Consider the following 16,224-nt stretch of genomic DNA (forward strand, 5'->3'; position numbering starts at 1 on the left):
CCATGCGACCCCGGGGCGCGGCCCGGGGGTACATTCGAGTGGTGAGCGCCTCGAGAGTCTTCGTCGCCCGACTTGCCGGGTGCGCCGTGTTCGACCCCGCCGGCGATCGCGTGGGGAAGGTGCGCGACGTGCTCGTCGTCTACCGCAAGGACGATCCGCCGCGGGTGGTGGGGCTGATCGTGGAGATCCCGGGCAAGCGCCGGGTCTTCGTGTCGATCGGCCGCGTCACCAGCATCTCGAGCAACCAGATCATCACGACCGGCATCATCAACATGCGCCGGTTCGAGCAGCGCGGCGGCGAGGTGCGCCTGATCGCCGAGATGTTCGGCCGCCAGGTCGACTTCGACGACGGCTCCGGCGAGGCGACGATCGAGGACGTCGCCATCGAGGAGCACGCGCAGGGCGAGTGGGACGTCTCCCAGCTGCTCGTGCGCCGCCGCAAGACGAGCGCGTCGCCGTTCGCCCGCGGCGCGACCGCGTTCGTCGGCTGGGGCGAGGTGAGCGAGCGCTCCGGCGCCGGCCAGCAGCAGTCGGCCGAGCACCTGATCGCGGCGTACTCCGAGCTGAAGCCCGCCGACCTCGCGAACACCATGCTCGAGCTCCCCGCCGACCGCCGCCGCGAGGTCGCCGCCGAACTGCCCGACGGTCGCCTCGCCGACGCGCTCGAGGAGATGCCCGAGGCCGACCAGGTGGAGCTGCTCGCCACGCTCGGCGACGAGCGCGCCGCCGACGTGCTCGACCACATGCAGCCCGACGACGCCGCCGACCTGATCGCACAGCTGCCCCAGGAGCGCGGCGAGCAGCTGCTCGACCTGATGGAGCCCGAGGAGGCCGACGACGTGCGGTTCCTCCTCTCCTACGAGGCCGACACCGCGGGCGGGCTCATGACCACCGAGCCGATCATCGTCTCGGCCGACGCGACGGTCGCCGAGGGGCTCGCGCTCATCCGCCGGCACGAGCTGCCGCCGGCGCTCGGCGCCGCGGTGTGCGTCACGATGCCGCCGCACGAGCCGCCCACGGGCCGATTCCTCGGCCTCGTGCACTTCCAGCGGATGCTGCGCTACCCTCCGAACGAGCGCCTCGGCGCCCTCATCGACCAGGGCCTCGAGCCCGTCAGCGCCGACACGTCGGCCGCCGAGGTCAGCCGCATCCTCGCCAGCTACGACCTCGTGTCGGTGCCCGTCGTCGACGAGCGCAACCGCCTGCTGGGGGTGGTCACGATCGACGACGTGCTCGACTACCTGCTGCCCGACGACTGGCGGTCGCATCCCGACGAGGACGACGACGTGCGCCAGCGCGCCGCAATCCGCCAGCAGATGCTGACCGGCAGCATCCCGATCCAGACCGGACGCCGCACGCGGAGGAGGACCGATGGCACGCGCTGACCGCTCCGCCTCGCGCACCGACGCCAACCGCGCCGCCACGCCCGCGCGCGACCGGCGCGACCGCGACCGCTTCGGCCGCTTCACCGAGTGGGTGGCCCGCGGCATGGGCACGCCCTGGTTCCTGCTCGGGCTCACGCTGTTCGTCCTGCTCTGGATGACGTGGAACACGATCGCCCCGGCGAGCCTGCAGTTCGACCGCGCCGACTACGGGTTCATCGCCCTGACGCTCGTGCTCTCGCTGCAGGCGTCGTACGCCGCGCCGCTCATCCTGCTCGCGCAGAACCGGCAGGACGACCGCGACCGGGTGCAGATCGAGCAGGACCGCCAGCGCGCCGAGCGCAACCTCGCCGACACCGAGTACCTCGCACGCGAGGTCGTCGCGCTGCGGCTGGCGATGAGCGACATGGCGTCGAAGGACTTCATCCGATCGGAGCTGCGCGCGATGCTCGACGAGCTCGACGCGCGCGAGCGGGCCGGCGAGGACGAGCATGCCGGGAGCTGACGGCCGCGACGACACCGTCGTCGGGCGCGTCCTGCGTGCGCTCGACGGGGTGCTCGACCCCGAGATCCGGCGGCCGGTCACGGAGCTCGACATGATCGGCGACGTGCGCGAGTCGGGCGAGCGCGTCGCGGTCGACGTGAAGCTCACGATCGTCGGATGCCCCGCGGCCGACCGCATCGAGCGCGACGTGCGCACCGCCGCCGAGTCCGTCGTCGGTCCGGGCCGCGCCGACGTCGCGCTGTCGGTGATGACGCCGGAGGAGCGTCGCGCACTGACGGAGAAGCTGCAGGCGGGGCGCCCGAAGCGCGGCATCCCGTTCGACGCCGAGTCGCTCACGCGCGTGTACGCGGTCACCAGCGGCAAGGGCGGCGTGGGCAAGTCGACGCTCACGGCGAACCTCGCGGTCGCGCTCGCGCGACGCGGCCTGGCCGTGGGCGTGCTCGACGCGGACGTGCACGGGTTCTCGATCCCCGGCATCCTCGGGCTCGTCGACGACGAGGGCCGGGCGCCCCGGCCGACCCGGGTCGACGAGATGATCCTGCCGCCGGTCGCGCACGACGTGAAGGTCGTCTCGATCGGCATGTTCGTCGACGACGCGCAGGCCGCCGTCGCATGGCGGGGCCCGATGCTGCACCGCACCATCCAGCAGTTCCTCACCGACGTCTACTGGGGCGACCTCGACGTGCTGTTGCTCGACCTCCCGCCCGGCACGGGCGACGTGGCGATCTCGGTGGGCCAGCTGCTCCCCCACGCCGACGTGCTCGTCGTGACGACCCCGCAGCCCGCGGCCGCCGACGTGGCCGAGCGCAGCGGCTCCGTCGCCCGCCAGACCGGGCAGCGCGTGCACGGCGTGATCGAGAACATGGCGGGGCTCGCCCAGCCCGACGGCACGGTGCTGCAGGTGTTCGGCGAAGGCGGCGGCCGCGAGGTCGCCGAGCGGCTCTCGCGCGGCCAGGACGAGCCTGTGCCGCTGCTCGCGTCGGTGCCGCTCTCGATCGCGCTCCGCGAGGGCGGCGACGCCGGGGAGCCCGTCGTGGTCGCCGCGCCGGACGACCCCGCTGCGGTCGCGATCGACCGGGTCGCGGCGGGGCTCGCCGCGCGGCCGAGGTCGCTGCAGGGCCGCCGACTCGGGGTGCGGGTGCGCTGATGCGCGGGTCGGCGGTGCGCGCGAGGACCGCCGTGCGCCGCCCGGGCGCCGTGCTCGCGGCATCCGCCCTGCTGCTCGCGATCGCCGGCTGCGCCGCCGGCGACGAGTTCGCCGACCCGCCGCCCGGCCTCGACGTGACGGTGTTCCAGCACCGCCTCGACTACGTGCCGCGCGTGCTCGAGGTGCGGCTCGAGAACGGCGGGGACGCGAGTCTCGAGGTCACCGAGGTCGCCTTCCGGTCGAGCCGCTTCGCCGACGCCGCACGCGACCCCGACGGCGTGACGCTCACGCCGGGGCGCGCGGTGGCGCTGCGCATCCCGCTGCCCGAGTCGGTGTGCGACGTCCGCGACGACGGCGGGCCCGTCGTCGACGTCAGCTGGGTCGACGCGGACGGCGCGCACACGACGCGCATCCCGGCGGTCGACGAGCAGGCGGTGCTCGACCGCATCAACGACGAGGACTGCCTGGCCGCCGCCGTCGCCGAGGTGGCCCGGATCACCCCGCCGGCCGCGCTGCGCACCGAGGGAGCGGGCACGGACGTGCGCGCATGGATCGACCTGTCCGTCGAGCCGGCCGGCGGCGACGGCACGCTGCGACTCCGGGACGTGCGCACCACGACCCTGCTGGTCGGACCGGGCGGCGTCGGCTGGCCGCTCGAGGTCGCGGTCGGCGACCGCTCCGGCGGCTTCGACGTGGTCTCGGGCGACGACCTGCGCGCCGACGTCTACGCGTTCGTGGGCGAGCGCTGCGCCCTGCCCGCGCGCTGAACGGCCGGTGCGGCCCGGGTCCCGGGCGGGTCTCAGGCGGGCTCGACCAAGCGCCCCAGCAGTTCGACGAGGAGTCGCTCCGCCAGCGGCGCGGGCAGTACCTCGACGAGCGCGAGCACGGGCGCCAGCGACTCGGGCACGGCCGGGCCGTCGCCGCCGATGAGTCCGAGTCCGGCGAGCAGCCCCGCCGCCGTGTCGGAGTCGATCCCGCCGTCGAGCGCCCCGAGCGCCGCCGCTCCGCCGAGCCCGTCCAGCAGCGCGGCGCCGTCGAGCCCGGGCTGGCCGCGCACGTCGTCTGCCGCAGCCGCGAGGGCGGGGAGCAGGCCCGCGAGCGTCGATTCCGTGACGGGCGTCACCGTGAGGTGCGTGGTGCGCGGCAGGGCGACGCCGTCGGGCTGCAGGTAGCCGGGCTGCAGCTGCAGCTGCCAGCCGCGGGCCCGCACGGCATCGGCCCAGCGGTGCGGGTCGACCCGCTGCGCCTCGGGCGCCTCGGGGTCGGTCGCGACCGCCAGCAGCGGCCCGGTCGGTGCGCCGACGACGCGGAGCCCCTCGATCGCGCCCACCGCGTCGACCAGCGCCGACGTGGCACGCGCGGCCTGGGCCGACAGCTCGGCGAACCCGTCGGCGCCGAGCACCTGCACGATCGCCCACGCGGCCGCGAGCGGGCCCGCGGGCTTGGAACCGAGCAGGGTCGGGTTCACGACCGGGTAGCCCGACCACTCGGTCGTGGCGAAGTACTGCAGGCGCTGGCGATCGCGTCCGCGCTGGAGCAGCACGCTCGCGCCCTTCGGCGCGTAGCCGTACTTGTGCAGGTCGGCCGAGAGGCTCGTCACGCCCGGCACGCGGAAGTCCCACGGCGCCACCCCGGTCGGCCAGAAGGCGAGGGCGAATCCGCCGATGCACGCGTCCACGTGCAGGTCGACGCCGTGCTCGAGCGCGGCGGCGGCGACCTCCGCGACCGGGTCGAGCGTCGCGAACGGGTACGACGGCGCGCTCACGACGGCGAGGGCGACGTCGGGGCCGAGGCGGGCGGCCATGGCGGATGCCTCGGGCGCGCCGGTCGCCGGATCGACCGGCACCGCGTCGAGGTCCAGCCCGAGCAGGTGCGCGGCCTTGCGGAAGGCCGCGTGCACCGTGGTCGGGGCGACGAGCCGGGGCGTGCCGGTGCCGCCGCGCGCACGCCAGGCGTCGCGGGCGGTCTTGACGGCGAGGATGCAGCTCTCGGTGCCGCCCGAGGTGACCGTGCCGACCACGTCGTCGCCGGCGTGGAACGCCTCGCGGGCGAAGCCCACGAGCTCGCGCTCCATCACCGCCACCGACCCGAAGGTGGTCGGGTCCAGTCCGTTCACCGGCTGCACGGCGCGTGCCGCGCGCGCGGCGAGCTCGTCGAGCTCGGGGCGGCCGGAGTCGTACACGTACGAGAGCACGCGCCCGCCGTGGGTCGGCGCGTCGGTCGCGCGCAGGGCGTCCAGGCGCGCGAGCACCTCCTCGGCGGTGGGGATGGCGGTGTCGGTCACCGTTCGGCCTCCTCCTGCGCCCGGACGGCGCGTTCGATGTCGGTGCGGCGCAGCCGGTAGCGGCCGAGCGTCGCGAGGCTCGCGAAGGCGAGGGCTGCGGGCACGATGCTGAAGGCGATCGCGATGCCCGCGACGGCCTCCGGGGACTGGGTCACGACCTGGCCGCCGACGGACTCGACGTACCCGGTCACCGCGAGCACGACCGTGAGCGCGCTCGCGCCGAGCGCCATGCCGGCGGTCTCGCCCGCCGTCCACACGCCGCCGAAGGTGCCCGCGCTGCCGTCGCCGTGGGCGGCCGCGTCGACCGAGACGACGTCGGGCAGCATCGCCATGGGCAGCGACTGCATGCCGGCGTACGCGGCGCCCGCGACCGCGACGGGCAGGTAGACCCACGCGCCCGGTGCGAACAGCATCGGGGTCAGCGACAGCGTCGCGACGGCGAACACGATGCTCGCCCAGGCGAAGGCGCGCTCCTTGCCGACGCGGCGCGAGACCGCGCCCCACGCGGGCGCCATGAGCAGGGCCGGGCCGATCAGCGCGAGGAAGAGGAAGGTGAGCGCGTCGTCGGAGTGCAGCACCTGGACCGCGACGTAGTTCGCGGCGGCGAGCATGAGTCCCGTCGCGAGCGCCTGCAGCACGAAGGTCGACAGCAGCGCGCGGAAGGGCGCGCTGCGGCGCAGCACGCGCACGCCCGCGGCGTACTGCTCGCGGACGCCGCGCCAGGCGGATCCGCGCGGCGCGGGCCCGGAGGCATCCGTCACCGGCAGCCCCCGCGGCGCCGTGAAGCTCGCGACGAACAGGCCCGCCCCGATCACGAGCCCCGCGACCAGCGCCATGACGAGGTAGCCCGTGTACTCGTCGCCGCCGACGCGCCGCAGCGCGGGGGCGCCCGCTCCGAACAGCAGGATCGACGCGCTCAGCACCACCACGCGCCAGGTGAGCAGGCGCGTGCGCGCGTCGTAGCCGTGCGCGATCTCGGCCGGCAGCGCGATGTACGGCACCTGGAACAGCGAGAACGCCGTCGCCGTCAGGATGAACGCGACCAGCACCCAGGCGGCCGACAATCCGGGTGCGAGGCCCGCCGGCACCGCGAAGGTGAGCAGGAAGCAGACCGGCAGGGCGACCGCGCCGAGCAGCATCGGGCCGCGCCGGCTGCCGGTGCGCGCCAGCGTGCGGTCGGAGCGGAACCCGATGACGGGGTCGATGACGACGTCCCAGATCTTCGCGACGGTGACGATGGCACCGGCGAGCAGCGCGGCCACGCCCAGGGTGTCGGTGAGGTAGTAGACGAGCACCAGCCCGGGGAGCGTGCCGAAGCCCCCGGTGCCGATCGAGCCGACCGCATAGCGGATGGTCGTCGCCCTGCCCGAGGGCCGTTCCGTCGCGGTCATGACGGGCAGCATAACCGCTCGGCGGCGAAGTGGGTCATCTGACCTAGACTGTCCACATGTCCGCGCCGGCACGCCTCACGCACGCCCCGACCACGTCGCATCCCGGAGCCTCGGTGCCGGACGCGCAGTGGTTCGCCGAACTGCACGACGACCTCGTCGCCACGAGCGGCGAGACCCGCATCGTGCTGGCGGCCGCGACCGGCGAGCCGCTGCACGAGCTGCCGCTCAGCACCGAGGCCGACGTCGTCGGCGCGTTCGCCCGCGCCCGCCTCGCGCAGGTCGCGTGGGCGCAGTCGGGGTTCGCGCACCGGCGCCGGGTGCTCCTGCGCGCCCACGACCTGATCGTCGCCCGCCGCGAGCAGCTCATGCACCTCGTGCAACTCGAGACCGGCAAGACCCGCGGGCAGGCCTTCGAGGAGGCCTACCAGGCAGCCGCATCCGCACGCTACAACGCGCTCGCCGCCCGCCGCGTGCTGCGCACCCGCCGCACCCACTCCGGCGCGCCGTTCGTGTTCACCACGCACCTGCGCAACCGGCCGCGCGGCGTCGCCGGCGTCATCACGCCGTGGAACTTCCCGCTCTCGCTCGCGGCGATGGACGTGATGTCCGCCCTCGCCGCGGGCTGCGCGGTCGTGCAGAAGGCCGACGAGCAGGCGGCGCTGAACATCCTCGAGCTGCGGCGCGCGGCCGTCGACGCCGGCGTACCCGGTGACCTCTGGTCGGTGGTCGCGGGCCCCGGCGCGACGATCGGCGAAGCGGTCACCGACCACGCCGACGTCATCGCCTTCACGGGGTCGACCGCCACCGGGCGGGCGATCGCGCGCAAGGCGGCGGAGCGGCTCGTGCCGGCCTCGCTCGAGCTGGGCGGCAAGAACCCGCTCATCGTGCTCGACGACGTCGACCCCGACCGCGCCGCCCGGCAGGCCGCGTATGCGTGCTTCTCGGCGCACGGGCAGCTGTGCGTGTCGACCGAGCGCATCTACGTGCAGCGTGCGGTGGCCGAGCCGTTCACCCGGGCCCTCGTGCGGGAGCTCGCCGCCATGACGATCGACCCCGCGCCCCGATCGGCGGGCGACATCGGCACGCTCACCACCGCGGCGCAGCTCGAGCGCGTGCGCACGCACCTCGACGACGCGCTCGCCAAGGGCGCGACGGTGCTCGCCGGCGGATCGCACCGCCCCGAGATCGGGCCGTACGCCTTCGAGCCGACGCTGCTCGCCGACGTCACCCCCGACATGCTCTGCCACGCCGAGGAGACGTTCGGCGCTCTGGCATCCGTCTACGTGGTCGACACCGAGGACGAGGCCGTGATCGCCGCGAACGACAGCGCCTACGGGCTGAACGCGAGCATCCTCAGCGGCTCGACCGCCCGCGCGAGGCGCCTCGCCGGGGCGCTCGAGGTGGGGTCGGTCAACATCAACGAGGGCTACCGCGGCGGGTTCGGCGCGATCGCGGCGCCCATGGGCGGCTCCAAGCAGTCGGGCCTCGGCCGCCGGAACGGCCCCGACGGGCTGAAGCGCTACGTCGAGGGCGTCACCGTGTCGGCGACGACCGGGCTCATCGCCCCGCCCACGACGGCGCGCGAGTGGAGGCGGCTCGAGGGCCCGATGCTGCTCCTGCTGCGCCTGCAGCGCGTGCTCCGACGGCGCTGAGCGCCCGAGCCGCGTCCGACTGCGCCGAGCGCCCGCGTCACCGACCGGTCAGGTGGCCTCGGAGTCGAACGGCGCGGCGTCGCCCGTGCGCACCACGTCGCGCCCGCGCTTGAACGGCGACGACGCGCTGCCGACCGCGGCCGCACCCGCGCCCACCGCGGCGGTGCCCGCGCCCGCAGCCGTCACCGCGGCCGTCGCGGCCTGCTGCTTCGGCGACGGCGCCTGCGTCGCGAACGGGTCGACGTCGTTCAAGGCGTCGCGCACGATGCGTCGCGGGTCGTACTGGCGCGGGTCGAGCTTGCGCCAGTCGACCTCGTCGAACTCGGGGCCCATCTCCTCGCGCATGCGCGACTTCGCGCCGTTGGCCATGTCGCGCATCGAGCGCACGAACTGCCCCAGCTTCTGGGCGTACATCGGGAGCTTGTCGGGCCCGAGCAGGAACACGGCGATGACCCCGATGATGAGGAGTTTCTCGAAGGTCAGCCCGAACACCCCTCAAGACTACTGCGCGGCGAGGCGGCGGGCGTACGGGTTGTGGGAGTCGTACGCTGGACGCCGACGAGTACCGGGAGCCGCGCACGTGTCCGACCATGACCTGAACTGGAAGTTCGCCGACGAGACCGTCGTCGAGCCCGAGGCGATCGCCCGGGTGCGGCAGCAGTCGCTCGAGCTGGGGATCGAGCCGGTCTCCCCCGCGGTCGGCGCCCAGTTGTCGGTGCTCACCGGCGTCGGCCGTGCGAACGCGATCATCGAGATCGGCACCGGCGTCGGTGTCTCGGGGCTCTGGATGCTGGCGGGCAGCCGGCACGGTCACCTCACCTCGATCGACAGCGAGGCGGAGTACCACCAGCACGCCCGGGAGAACTTCGCCGACGCGGGCATCGCCCCCACCCGCACCCGCTTCATCGCCGGTCGCGCGGGCGAGGTGCTGCCGCGCATGAACGAGAACTCCTACGACGTGGTCTTCATCGACGCCGACCCGGAGTCGACCATCGAGTACGTCGAGCACGCCCTGCGCCTGGCGATGCCGGGCGGCGCGGTGCTCGTCGCGAAGGCGCTCTGGAAGGGGCGCGTCGCCGACCCGGCGAAGCGCGACCCCGTGGCATCCGGTTTCCGCACCCTCATCTCCGAACTCGCGGCGTCGAACGCGGTGGCCACGGCCCTCTCCCCCGCCGGCCAGGGGCTGCTCCAGATCGTCAAGCTCGGCGCCTGACCGGCCGCCCACCCGGGCGGCGTCGCCTGCGTTCGCCCGCCCCGGGCGAAGTCGCTTTTCAGGAAGCCCGGCGCGGCCCGCGCACGATACGGCTGCAGGCCGAGCAGACCGTGCAACATCCATGCAGCTGCGGGGCCCGACCGCGACAGGATGCGCCGGCGAAGCCTCGGCGCTCCTGAATAGCGACAACCCCCGTGTGCGGGTGGGGCCGCGCGATGCCCCGCGGGCGTCCGGACATGCGAAGGGCCCGCGCACCCGGCGCGGGCCCTGCAGAACGATGCGCTAGCCGGCGTCGACCACGCCGCCGAGCACGTCGTGCAGCTCCTTGGCCTCCGCATCGTTGACCGAGACGACGAGACGGCCGCCACCCTCGAGCGGAACCCGCACGATGATGAGACGACCCTCCTTCACAGCCTCCATAGGCCCGTCTCCGGTCCGTGGCTTCATGGCCGCCATTGAGCTCCCCTTTCGTGGCCGGACACCCCCTATTATCCGGCATCCCGGCGGGGTGGGGAAATCGGCTGGGGATCATGCGCAACGCACGATCCCCTTCACGGCGCCCATCGGCCGTGGATCACGGCGGGGTCCAGTCGGACCCGTCGATGCCCCAGCAGAGCAGCAGCCAGCCCATCTGGAGGCCCAGGAACAGCGCCACCACGGCGACCCGGTAGATGCGCGACCGCGGCATCGCGACCGCGCCCAGCAGCGGGAACATCGGGGCGAGCAGCCGGAACACCGACGACTGCGGGAAGAACACCGCGAGCAGGTACAGGCCGTAGCTCAGCACCCAGAGCCGCAGGTCGACGCCGAGGCGCCGCACCGCGGGCGAGACGAGCACGAGCACGAATGCGACGATGAGGCCGACCACGACGATCGTGCCGAGCACCTTCCCCAGGAACCAGACCCCGGACTGGAACCACGCCGTGAACGGCACCAGGTCGACGCGGCCGACGTACGGCGCCCGCCACGCGAGCTCGGTGTCCAGGTAGGCGGTCGCCCGCCCGGTCACGATCCACGCGACCACGGGCCAGGCGAGTCCGGCGATGCCCGTGTAGACCGCCGCCGCGGCCGACATGACCCGTTCCCTCGTGGGGAACGGGTCGGTCCGACGCGCGCGGAACCGAAGCAGCCAGTGCAGCGCCAGCGCCAGTGCCAGCGCCAGCGCGCCGGGCCTGGTGAACGCCAGCACGGTCACGACCGGGAAGAGCCACTCGTAGCGACGGTCGACCAGCAGCAGCAGCGCCACGTTCAGCAGCAGCAGGAACAACGCCTCCGCGTACCCGAACTGGAACACCGCCGACACCGGTGCCACGCAGTACAGCACGACCGCGAACCGCACCCGGTCAGGCTCGAGGAACCGGCTCATCAGCCGGTGGAAGACGAGTGCCGACCCCAGCCCGGCCGCGACCGAGACGAGCACGGCCGCGACGTCCCAGCCGAGGGTCGTCACGGTCATGACCAGCCGCACGACCACGGGATACGCCGGCATGAACGCCCATGCGTTCTCCCCCACGTGTCCCGCATCGCCGACCGGCAGTTCGGACGGGTAGCCGGCCGACGCCACGTAGCCGAACCAGCGCGCATCCCAGATGTTCGCGTACTCCCAGTAGCCGGGTGACGCCCCGGTCCATGGGTTCTCCTGCTGCACGCGCGCGAGCGCCAGCACCATCACCGTCGTCGCCGCCCGGGCGAGGGCGTAGATGCCGATCACCTGCAGCCACCAGGGGGCGGATGCCGCGAGCCGGCGCGCACCCGGGCGACGCGCGCCGCCCGGGGCGGCGTGCGCAGACGCGGCGGCCGTGCGCTCAGTCATCGCTCAGCCAGGCGCGCAGCGCACGGTCGCAGTCGCGGATCTGGTGCAGCGGCACCCGCTCGTCGTCGGCATGGGCCTTCAGCGGGTCGCCCGGCCCGAAGTTCACGGCCGGCACGCCCATCGCGCTGAACCGGGCGACGTCGGTCCAGCCGTACTTGGGCTTCGCGTCGGCGCCGACGGCGGCCACGAACTCCTGCGCGAGCGGGGCGTCGAGCCCGGGGCGGGCGCCCTCGGCGCGGTCGACCACGGTGAGCTCGTACTCGGGGAACAGCTCGCGCACGTGCGCGACGGCCTCGTCGACCGACCGGCTCGGCGCGAACCGATAGTTCACGTGCAGCGCCGCGTCGTCGGGGATGACGTTGCCTGCGACGCCGCCCGACACGCCGACCGCGTTGAGGCCCTCGCGATACGCGAGGCCGTCGACCTCGACCGTGCGGGCCTCGTACGCGGCGAGGCGCTCCAGCGCCGGGGCCAGCTTGTGGATGGCGTTCTCGCCCACCCAGCTGCGCGCGGAGTGCGCGCGGAGGCCGCGCGCCCGCAGCTCGACGCGCAGGTTGCCGTTGCAGCCGCCCTCGACGGCTCCGTTGCTCGGCTCGCCCAGGATCGCGAAGTCACCCGCGAACAGGTCGGGGCGGTTCGCGGCCAGGCGGCCGAGCCCGTTCAGGTCGGCGGCGACCTCCTCGTGGTCGTACCACATCCAGGTGACGTCGACCACGGGCGCGACGAGCTCGAGTGCGAGCTTCAGCTGCACCGCGACGCCCGCCTTCATGTCGACGGTGCCGCGCCCCCAGAGGTACTCGACCCCGTCGATCTCCTCGAACCGGGTCGGCAGGTTGTCGTTGATCGGCACGGTGTCGATGTGGCCGGCGATCACGACCCGACGGGCACGCCCGAGGTCGGTGCGCGCGACGACGGCGTCGCCGTCGCGCACGACCTCGAGGTGCGCGGCGGGCGCGAGCGCTGCCTCGATCGCGTCGGCGAGCGTGGCCTCGTCGCCCGAGACGGACGGGATGTCGCAGATCGCGCGCGTGATCTCGACGGGGTCCGCCGACAGGTCGAGGGCCGTTGCGGGGGCGTCCGAGGCGGTCATCCGGCCAGTCTACGAAACACGGGCGACGAGGTCGCGGCCGGTACGCTGGCCGTATGCCCGACTCCGCATCCGACACGTCGTCCGCCCGCTCCGCCTGGGGCCACGGCATCGCGTCCGTCGCGACCGACGGCACCGTGCTCGACACCTGGTTCCCCTCGCCCGCCCTCGGCGCCCCGCCCGCCGACCACCACGTGGTGCCGAGCGCCCTCGAGGCGGCCGTGCACGACGACGAGCGACGCGGGGTCACCCAGCGCCTCGTCACCGAGCACATCGACCTCGACGCGCCGCCCGCCTCGACGAGCGACGCGTACCTGCGCCTGCAGCTGCTCTCGCACCTGGTCGTCGCGCCGAACACGCTGAACCTCGACGGCATCTTCGGGTACCTCCCCAACGTCGTCTGGACCAACGCGGGCCCGGTGCATCCGGCCGACTTCGAGCGCCTGCGCCCGGTGCTGCGCCGGCACGGCATCCAGGCGACGGGCCTGGACAAGTTCCCGCGGCTGCTCGACTACGTCACGCCCGAGCGCGTGCGCATCGCCGACGCCGGGCGGGTGCGCCTCGGCGCCCACCTCGCGCCCGGCACGACGGTCATGCACGAGGGCTTCGTCAACTTCAACGCCGGCACGCTCGGCACCTCGATGGTCGAGGGGCGCATCTCGCAGGGCGTCGTCGTGGGCGACGGCTCCGACATCGGCGGCGGCGCCTCGATCATGGGCACCCTGTCGGGTGGCGGCACGCAGCGCGTGGCGATCGGCGAACGAGCGCTGCTCGGCGCCAACTCGGGCATCGGCATCTCCATCGGCGACGACACCGTGGTCGAGGCGGGCCTGTACGTGACCGCCGGCACGAAGGTCGTCGTGGTCGGCGGGCCGCGCACCGCCGACGGCGGGCCGACGACGGTGAAGGCCGTCGAGCTCTCGGGCACGCCGAACCTGCTGTTCCGCCGCAATTCGCTCACGGGCGCCGTGGAGGTGCTGTCGCGCAGCGGCGACGGCGTCGCGCTCAACGCACAACTGCACGCCTGACCGGATCGGCCACGACCCTCCGGTACAGTTGCCCCCACCCGGCCCGCCGGACGACCTGACGACCCCCGACACGAAGGAGTGACGCGTGGGATCCGACCGACCGCGCACCCATCGCCACCGCCTCATCGCGTTCCTCGTGGGCGTGCTGGTGGTGGTGCTGATCGGCGCGATCGTCGGCGCGGGCGTCGGATGGTGGATCGTCCAGCGCTCCTTCCCCGAGACCTCCGGTCGCATCGAGGTCGCCGGGCTCGACCAGCCCGCCGTCGTGTACCGCGACGACGCCGGCGTGCCGCAGGTCGTCGCCGAGACCACCGCCGACCTGTTCTTCACGCAGGGGTACGTGCACGCGCAGGACCGCTTCTGGGAGATGGACTACCGGCGGCACGCCGCGTCGGGACGGCTCGCGGAGCTGCTCGGCGAGCAGTACGTGGCATCCGACGCCCTCGTCCGCACGCTCGGCTGGCGGCGGGTCGCCGAGCGCGAGGTCGAGGAGTTCGACGACACCACCCGTGCCGCGTACGAGGCCTACGCGGCCGGGGTGAACGCCTACCTCGACCAGCACGGGGGCCCCGACCTCTCGCTCGAGTACGCGCTGCTCGGGCTGCAGTTCCCCGGCTACGAGCCGGAGCCGTGGACGCCGGCCGACTCGGCCTCGTGGCTGAAGGCCGCCGCGTGGGACCTCCGCGCGAACCTCGACGACGAGCTCGACCGCGCGCTGCTGTCGACGGCGCTGCCGCCCGAGGAGGTCGAGCGCCTGCACCCGGGCTTCGACTACGCGTCGGCCGCGACGATCATCGGCGACCCGCCGCCCCTGCCCGAGGAGGGCGCCGAGGCCGAGGGCGCGTCGACGGATGACACGGGCGCGACGGATGCCCCCGAGGCGGGCGAGGAGCTGCTGGCGGCACCGCTCGCCGAGTTGCGCGCCCGGTTGGACGCGCTGCCCGCCGTGCTGACGACCCCGGGAACCGACATCGGGTCGAACTCCTGGGTCGTCGCGGGCGCCCACACCGCGTCGGAGTTGCCGCTGCTGGCGGGCGACCCGCACCTCGAGCCCACCCTGCCGTCGGCCTGGACGCAGTCGGCCCTGCGTTGCGCGCCGGTCTCCGACGAGTGCCCCTACGAGGTCTCCGGCTTCGGCTTCGCCGGCGTGCCCGGCATCATCGCGGGCCACAACGCCGCCATCGCCTGGACGCCGACGAACCTCCTCGCCGACACGACCGACCTCTACCTGGAGCAGGTCGACGGCCGCGAGTACCTGCAGGGCGACACGATGGTCGCGCTCGAGGAGCGGCAGGAGGTCATCGAGGTGGCCGACGGTGCGCCGGTGACGATCACCGTGCGCACGACCGGGCACGGGCCGCTCGTGACCGGGCTCGACGACGGCTTCGAGGTCGTCGCCGAGGAGTACCCCGAAGCGGCCGGACTCGAGGACGCCGGGTACGAGCTCGCGCTGCAGTGGACCGGCCTCTCCCCCTCCCGCACCGCGGGCGCGATCCTCGCGATGAACCGTGCGCAGGGCCGGGGAAGCTTCCGGTCGGCGGCCGAGCGTTGGGACCTGCCCGCCCAGAACCTGCTCTACGCCGACGTCGAGGGCAACATCGGCTCGCAGGCGGTCGGCCGCGTGCCCGTCCGCGAGACGGGCGACGGCACGTTCCCCGTGCCGGGCTGGACCGGCGAGTACCGCTGGAGCGGCAGCGTGGCGTTCGACGAGCTGCCCTCGGAGGAGAACCCCGAGCGCGGCTACCTCGTGGCGGCGAACACGCCCCCGCTCGAGGACGGCGACGGCCCGATGCTCACGCAGGACTGGGCGCAGGGGTATCGCGCCACGCGCATCGATCGCGTGCTGCGCGAGGCCATCGCCGCCGATCAGCCGGTGAGCCTCGCCACGATGGCGAACCTGCAGGTCGACCGCGCCGACCCGGCGGCGGCGATGCTGCTGCCCGTGATCGCCGAGCTCTCGCTCGACGGCGACGCGGCACGCGGGCAGCAGCTGCTCGCGGGCTGGGACGGCGTCGACGACGTCGACAGCAGCGGCGCCGCCTACTTCCAGGTGGTCTGGAGCACGCTGCTCTCCGAGATGTTCGCCGACCTGCCCGACGGCACGCGTCCCACCGGCGGCGACCGCTGGATCCGCGTGGTCGACAACCTCCTCGACGAGCCGGAGTCCGACTGGTGGGCCGCCGCGGACGCCGGCGCCGACGGACGCGATGCCGTGCTCGCCGCGGCGATGGCCGCCGCCTGGCAGGAGAGCGCCGACCGCATGGGCTCCGACCCGGCGCAGTGGCGATGGGGGCGTCTGCACCAGCTGCACCTGCGCAGCCAGGCGTTCGGCGAGACCGGCCTGCTCCCCGCGCGCTGGCTCCTCGACCGCGGCCCGTGGGAGCTCGGCGGCTCATCTGCGGTCGTCGACGCGACCGGATGGGACGCGCGCGAGGGCTTCGCCGCGAACTCGGTGCCCGCGATGCGGATGCTCGTGGACCTCGCCGACCTCGACGCGTCGCGCTGGGTGAACGCGTCCGGCGCCTCCGGGCACGCGTTCCACCCGAACTACGTCGACCAGACCGAGGTGTGGGCGCGCAGCGGCACGCTGCCGTGGCCGTTCACGCTCGAGCGCACCCAGGAGCTCGCCGAGCACACGCTGCTCATGCGGCCGGCGGGCGGCTGACGGGCGAGGCGAGCGGATGCGTCGGGGCGGCGACCGCCCCGATCCGCCGGCGCCGCA

Annotated in this window: 14 protein-coding genes; 8 read left to right on the plus strand and 6 right to left on the minus strand. The window is 74.2% G+C overall.

The annotated features are described in order from the left end of the window. Nucleotides 1-41: 41 nt before the first annotated feature. The 4 genes from ABZK10_RS16365 to ABZK10_RS16380 are packed head-to-tail and all read left to right on the plus strand — an operon-like array spanning nt 42 to nt 3,801. Nucleotides 42-1,385 carry a magnesium transporter MgtE N-terminal domain-containing protein gene (locus tag ABZK10_RS16365; RefSeq protein WP_353810348.1) on the plus strand — a complete coding sequence of 448 codons (1,344 nt, stop codon included), beginning with the start codon at nt 42-44 and terminating at the stop codon, nt 1,383-1,385. Then, the gene (locus ABZK10_RS16370; RefSeq protein WP_353810349.1) at nt 1,372-1,887 is read left to right on the plus strand and encodes a DUF1003 domain-containing protein; all 516 of its coding nucleotides are present in this window, start codon (nt 1,372-1,374) and stop codon (nt 1,885-1,887) included. The genes ABZK10_RS16365 and ABZK10_RS16370 overlap by 14 nt, the downstream gene beginning before the upstream one ends. Then, nucleotides 1,874-3,034, plus strand: coding sequence for an Mrp/NBP35 family ATP-binding protein (locus ABZK10_RS16375; RefSeq protein WP_353810350.1), 1,161 nt, complete (start codon nt 1,874-1,876; stop codon nt 3,032-3,034). The genes ABZK10_RS16370 and ABZK10_RS16375 overlap by 14 nt, the downstream gene beginning before the upstream one ends. A 14-nt stretch (nt 3,035-3,048) precedes the next feature. Beyond that, a complete protein-coding gene (locus ABZK10_RS16380; protein ID WP_353810351.1) occupies nt 3,049-3,801 on the plus strand; it encodes a hypothetical protein in 753 nt (250 codons plus the stop codon). A 32-nt stretch (nt 3,802-3,833) separates the two neighbouring features. Here ABZK10_RS16380 and ABZK10_RS16385 read toward each other — a convergent pair whose 3' ends face one another. Together ABZK10_RS16385 and ABZK10_RS16390 are read right to left on the minus strand one after the other, a co-directional pair. Beyond that, nucleotides 3,834-5,318 carry a pyridoxal phosphate-dependent decarboxylase family protein gene (locus tag ABZK10_RS16385; RefSeq protein WP_353810352.1) on the minus strand — a complete coding sequence of 495 codons (1,485 nt, stop codon included), beginning with the start codon at nt 5,316-5,318 and terminating at the stop codon, nt 3,834-3,836. After that, entirely contained in the window at nt 5,315-6,709 is a 1,395-nt protein-coding gene (locus ABZK10_RS16390; protein ID WP_353810353.1) for an MFS transporter, read from the minus strand. The genes ABZK10_RS16385 and ABZK10_RS16390 overlap by 4 nt, the downstream gene beginning before the upstream one ends. A gap of 56 nt (nt 6,710-6,765) precedes the next feature. Here ABZK10_RS16390 and ABZK10_RS16395 point away from each other — a divergent pair, with 56 nt between their 5' ends. Next, entirely contained in the window at nt 6,766-8,361 is a 1,596-nt protein-coding gene (locus tag ABZK10_RS16395; protein WP_353810354.1) for a succinic semialdehyde dehydrogenase, read from the plus strand. Nucleotides 8,362-8,409: 48 nt separating this feature from the next. Here ABZK10_RS16395 and ABZK10_RS16400 read toward each other — a convergent pair whose 3' ends face one another. Further along, on the minus strand, nt 8,410-8,853 hold the full coding sequence (locus tag ABZK10_RS16400; protein WP_353810355.1) for a twin-arginine translocase TatA/TatE family subunit: 444 nt from the start codon (nt 8,851-8,853) through the stop codon (nt 8,410-8,412). An 88-nt stretch (nt 8,854-8,941) separates the two neighbouring features. Here ABZK10_RS16400 and ABZK10_RS16405 point away from each other — a divergent pair, with 88 nt between their 5' ends. Next, entirely contained in the window at nt 8,942-9,574 is a 633-nt protein-coding gene (locus tag ABZK10_RS16405; protein ID WP_353810356.1) for an O-methyltransferase, read from the plus strand. A gap of 282 nt (nt 9,575-9,856) precedes the next feature. Here the strand turns inward: ABZK10_RS16405 and ABZK10_RS16410 are convergent, their stop codons facing one another. The 3 genes from ABZK10_RS16410 to dapE form a co-directional block, all read right to left on the minus strand. Beyond that, nucleotides 9,857-10,030 carry a DUF3117 domain-containing protein gene (locus ABZK10_RS16410; RefSeq protein ID WP_281885782.1) on the minus strand — a complete coding sequence of 58 codons (174 nt, stop codon included), beginning with the start codon at nt 10,028-10,030 and terminating at the stop codon, nt 9,857-9,859. Nucleotides 10,031-10,148: 118 nt separating this feature from the next. Further along, the gene (locus tag ABZK10_RS16415; RefSeq protein ID WP_353810357.1) at nt 10,149-11,387 is read right to left on the minus strand and encodes a hypothetical protein; all 1,239 of its coding nucleotides are present in this window, start codon (nt 11,385-11,387) and stop codon (nt 10,149-10,151) included. Beyond that, nucleotides 11,380-12,477 carry a succinyl-diaminopimelate desuccinylase gene (gene dapE, locus ABZK10_RS16420; protein WP_353810358.1) on the minus strand — a complete coding sequence of 366 codons (1,098 nt, stop codon included), beginning with the start codon at nt 12,475-12,477 and terminating at the stop codon, nt 11,380-11,382. The genes ABZK10_RS16415 and dapE overlap by 8 nt, the downstream gene beginning before the upstream one ends. Before the next feature lie 53 nt (nt 12,478-12,530). On the opposite strand from dapE, the gene dapD reads away from it, so the two are divergent. Beyond that, the gene (gene dapD, locus ABZK10_RS16425) at nt 12,531-13,502 is read left to right on the plus strand and encodes a 2,3,4,5-tetrahydropyridine-2,6-dicarboxylate N-succinyltransferase (protein WP_353810359.1); all 972 of its coding nucleotides are present in this window, start codon (nt 12,531-12,533) and stop codon (nt 13,500-13,502) included. An 85-nt stretch (nt 13,503-13,587) separates the two neighbouring features. Continuing rightward, nucleotides 13,588-16,167 carry a penicillin acylase family protein gene (locus ABZK10_RS16430; RefSeq protein ID WP_353810360.1) on the plus strand — a complete coding sequence of 860 codons (2,580 nt, stop codon included), beginning with the start codon at nt 13,588-13,590 and terminating at the stop codon, nt 16,165-16,167. Nucleotides 16,168-16,224: the final 57 nt, after the last annotated feature.

Origin of the sequence: Agromyces sp. SYSU T00194 (genome assembly GCF_040496035.1) — a bacterium.
Lineage (GTDB): Bacteria > Actinomycetota > Actinomycetes > Actinomycetales > Microbacteriaceae > Agromyces > Agromyces chitinivorans.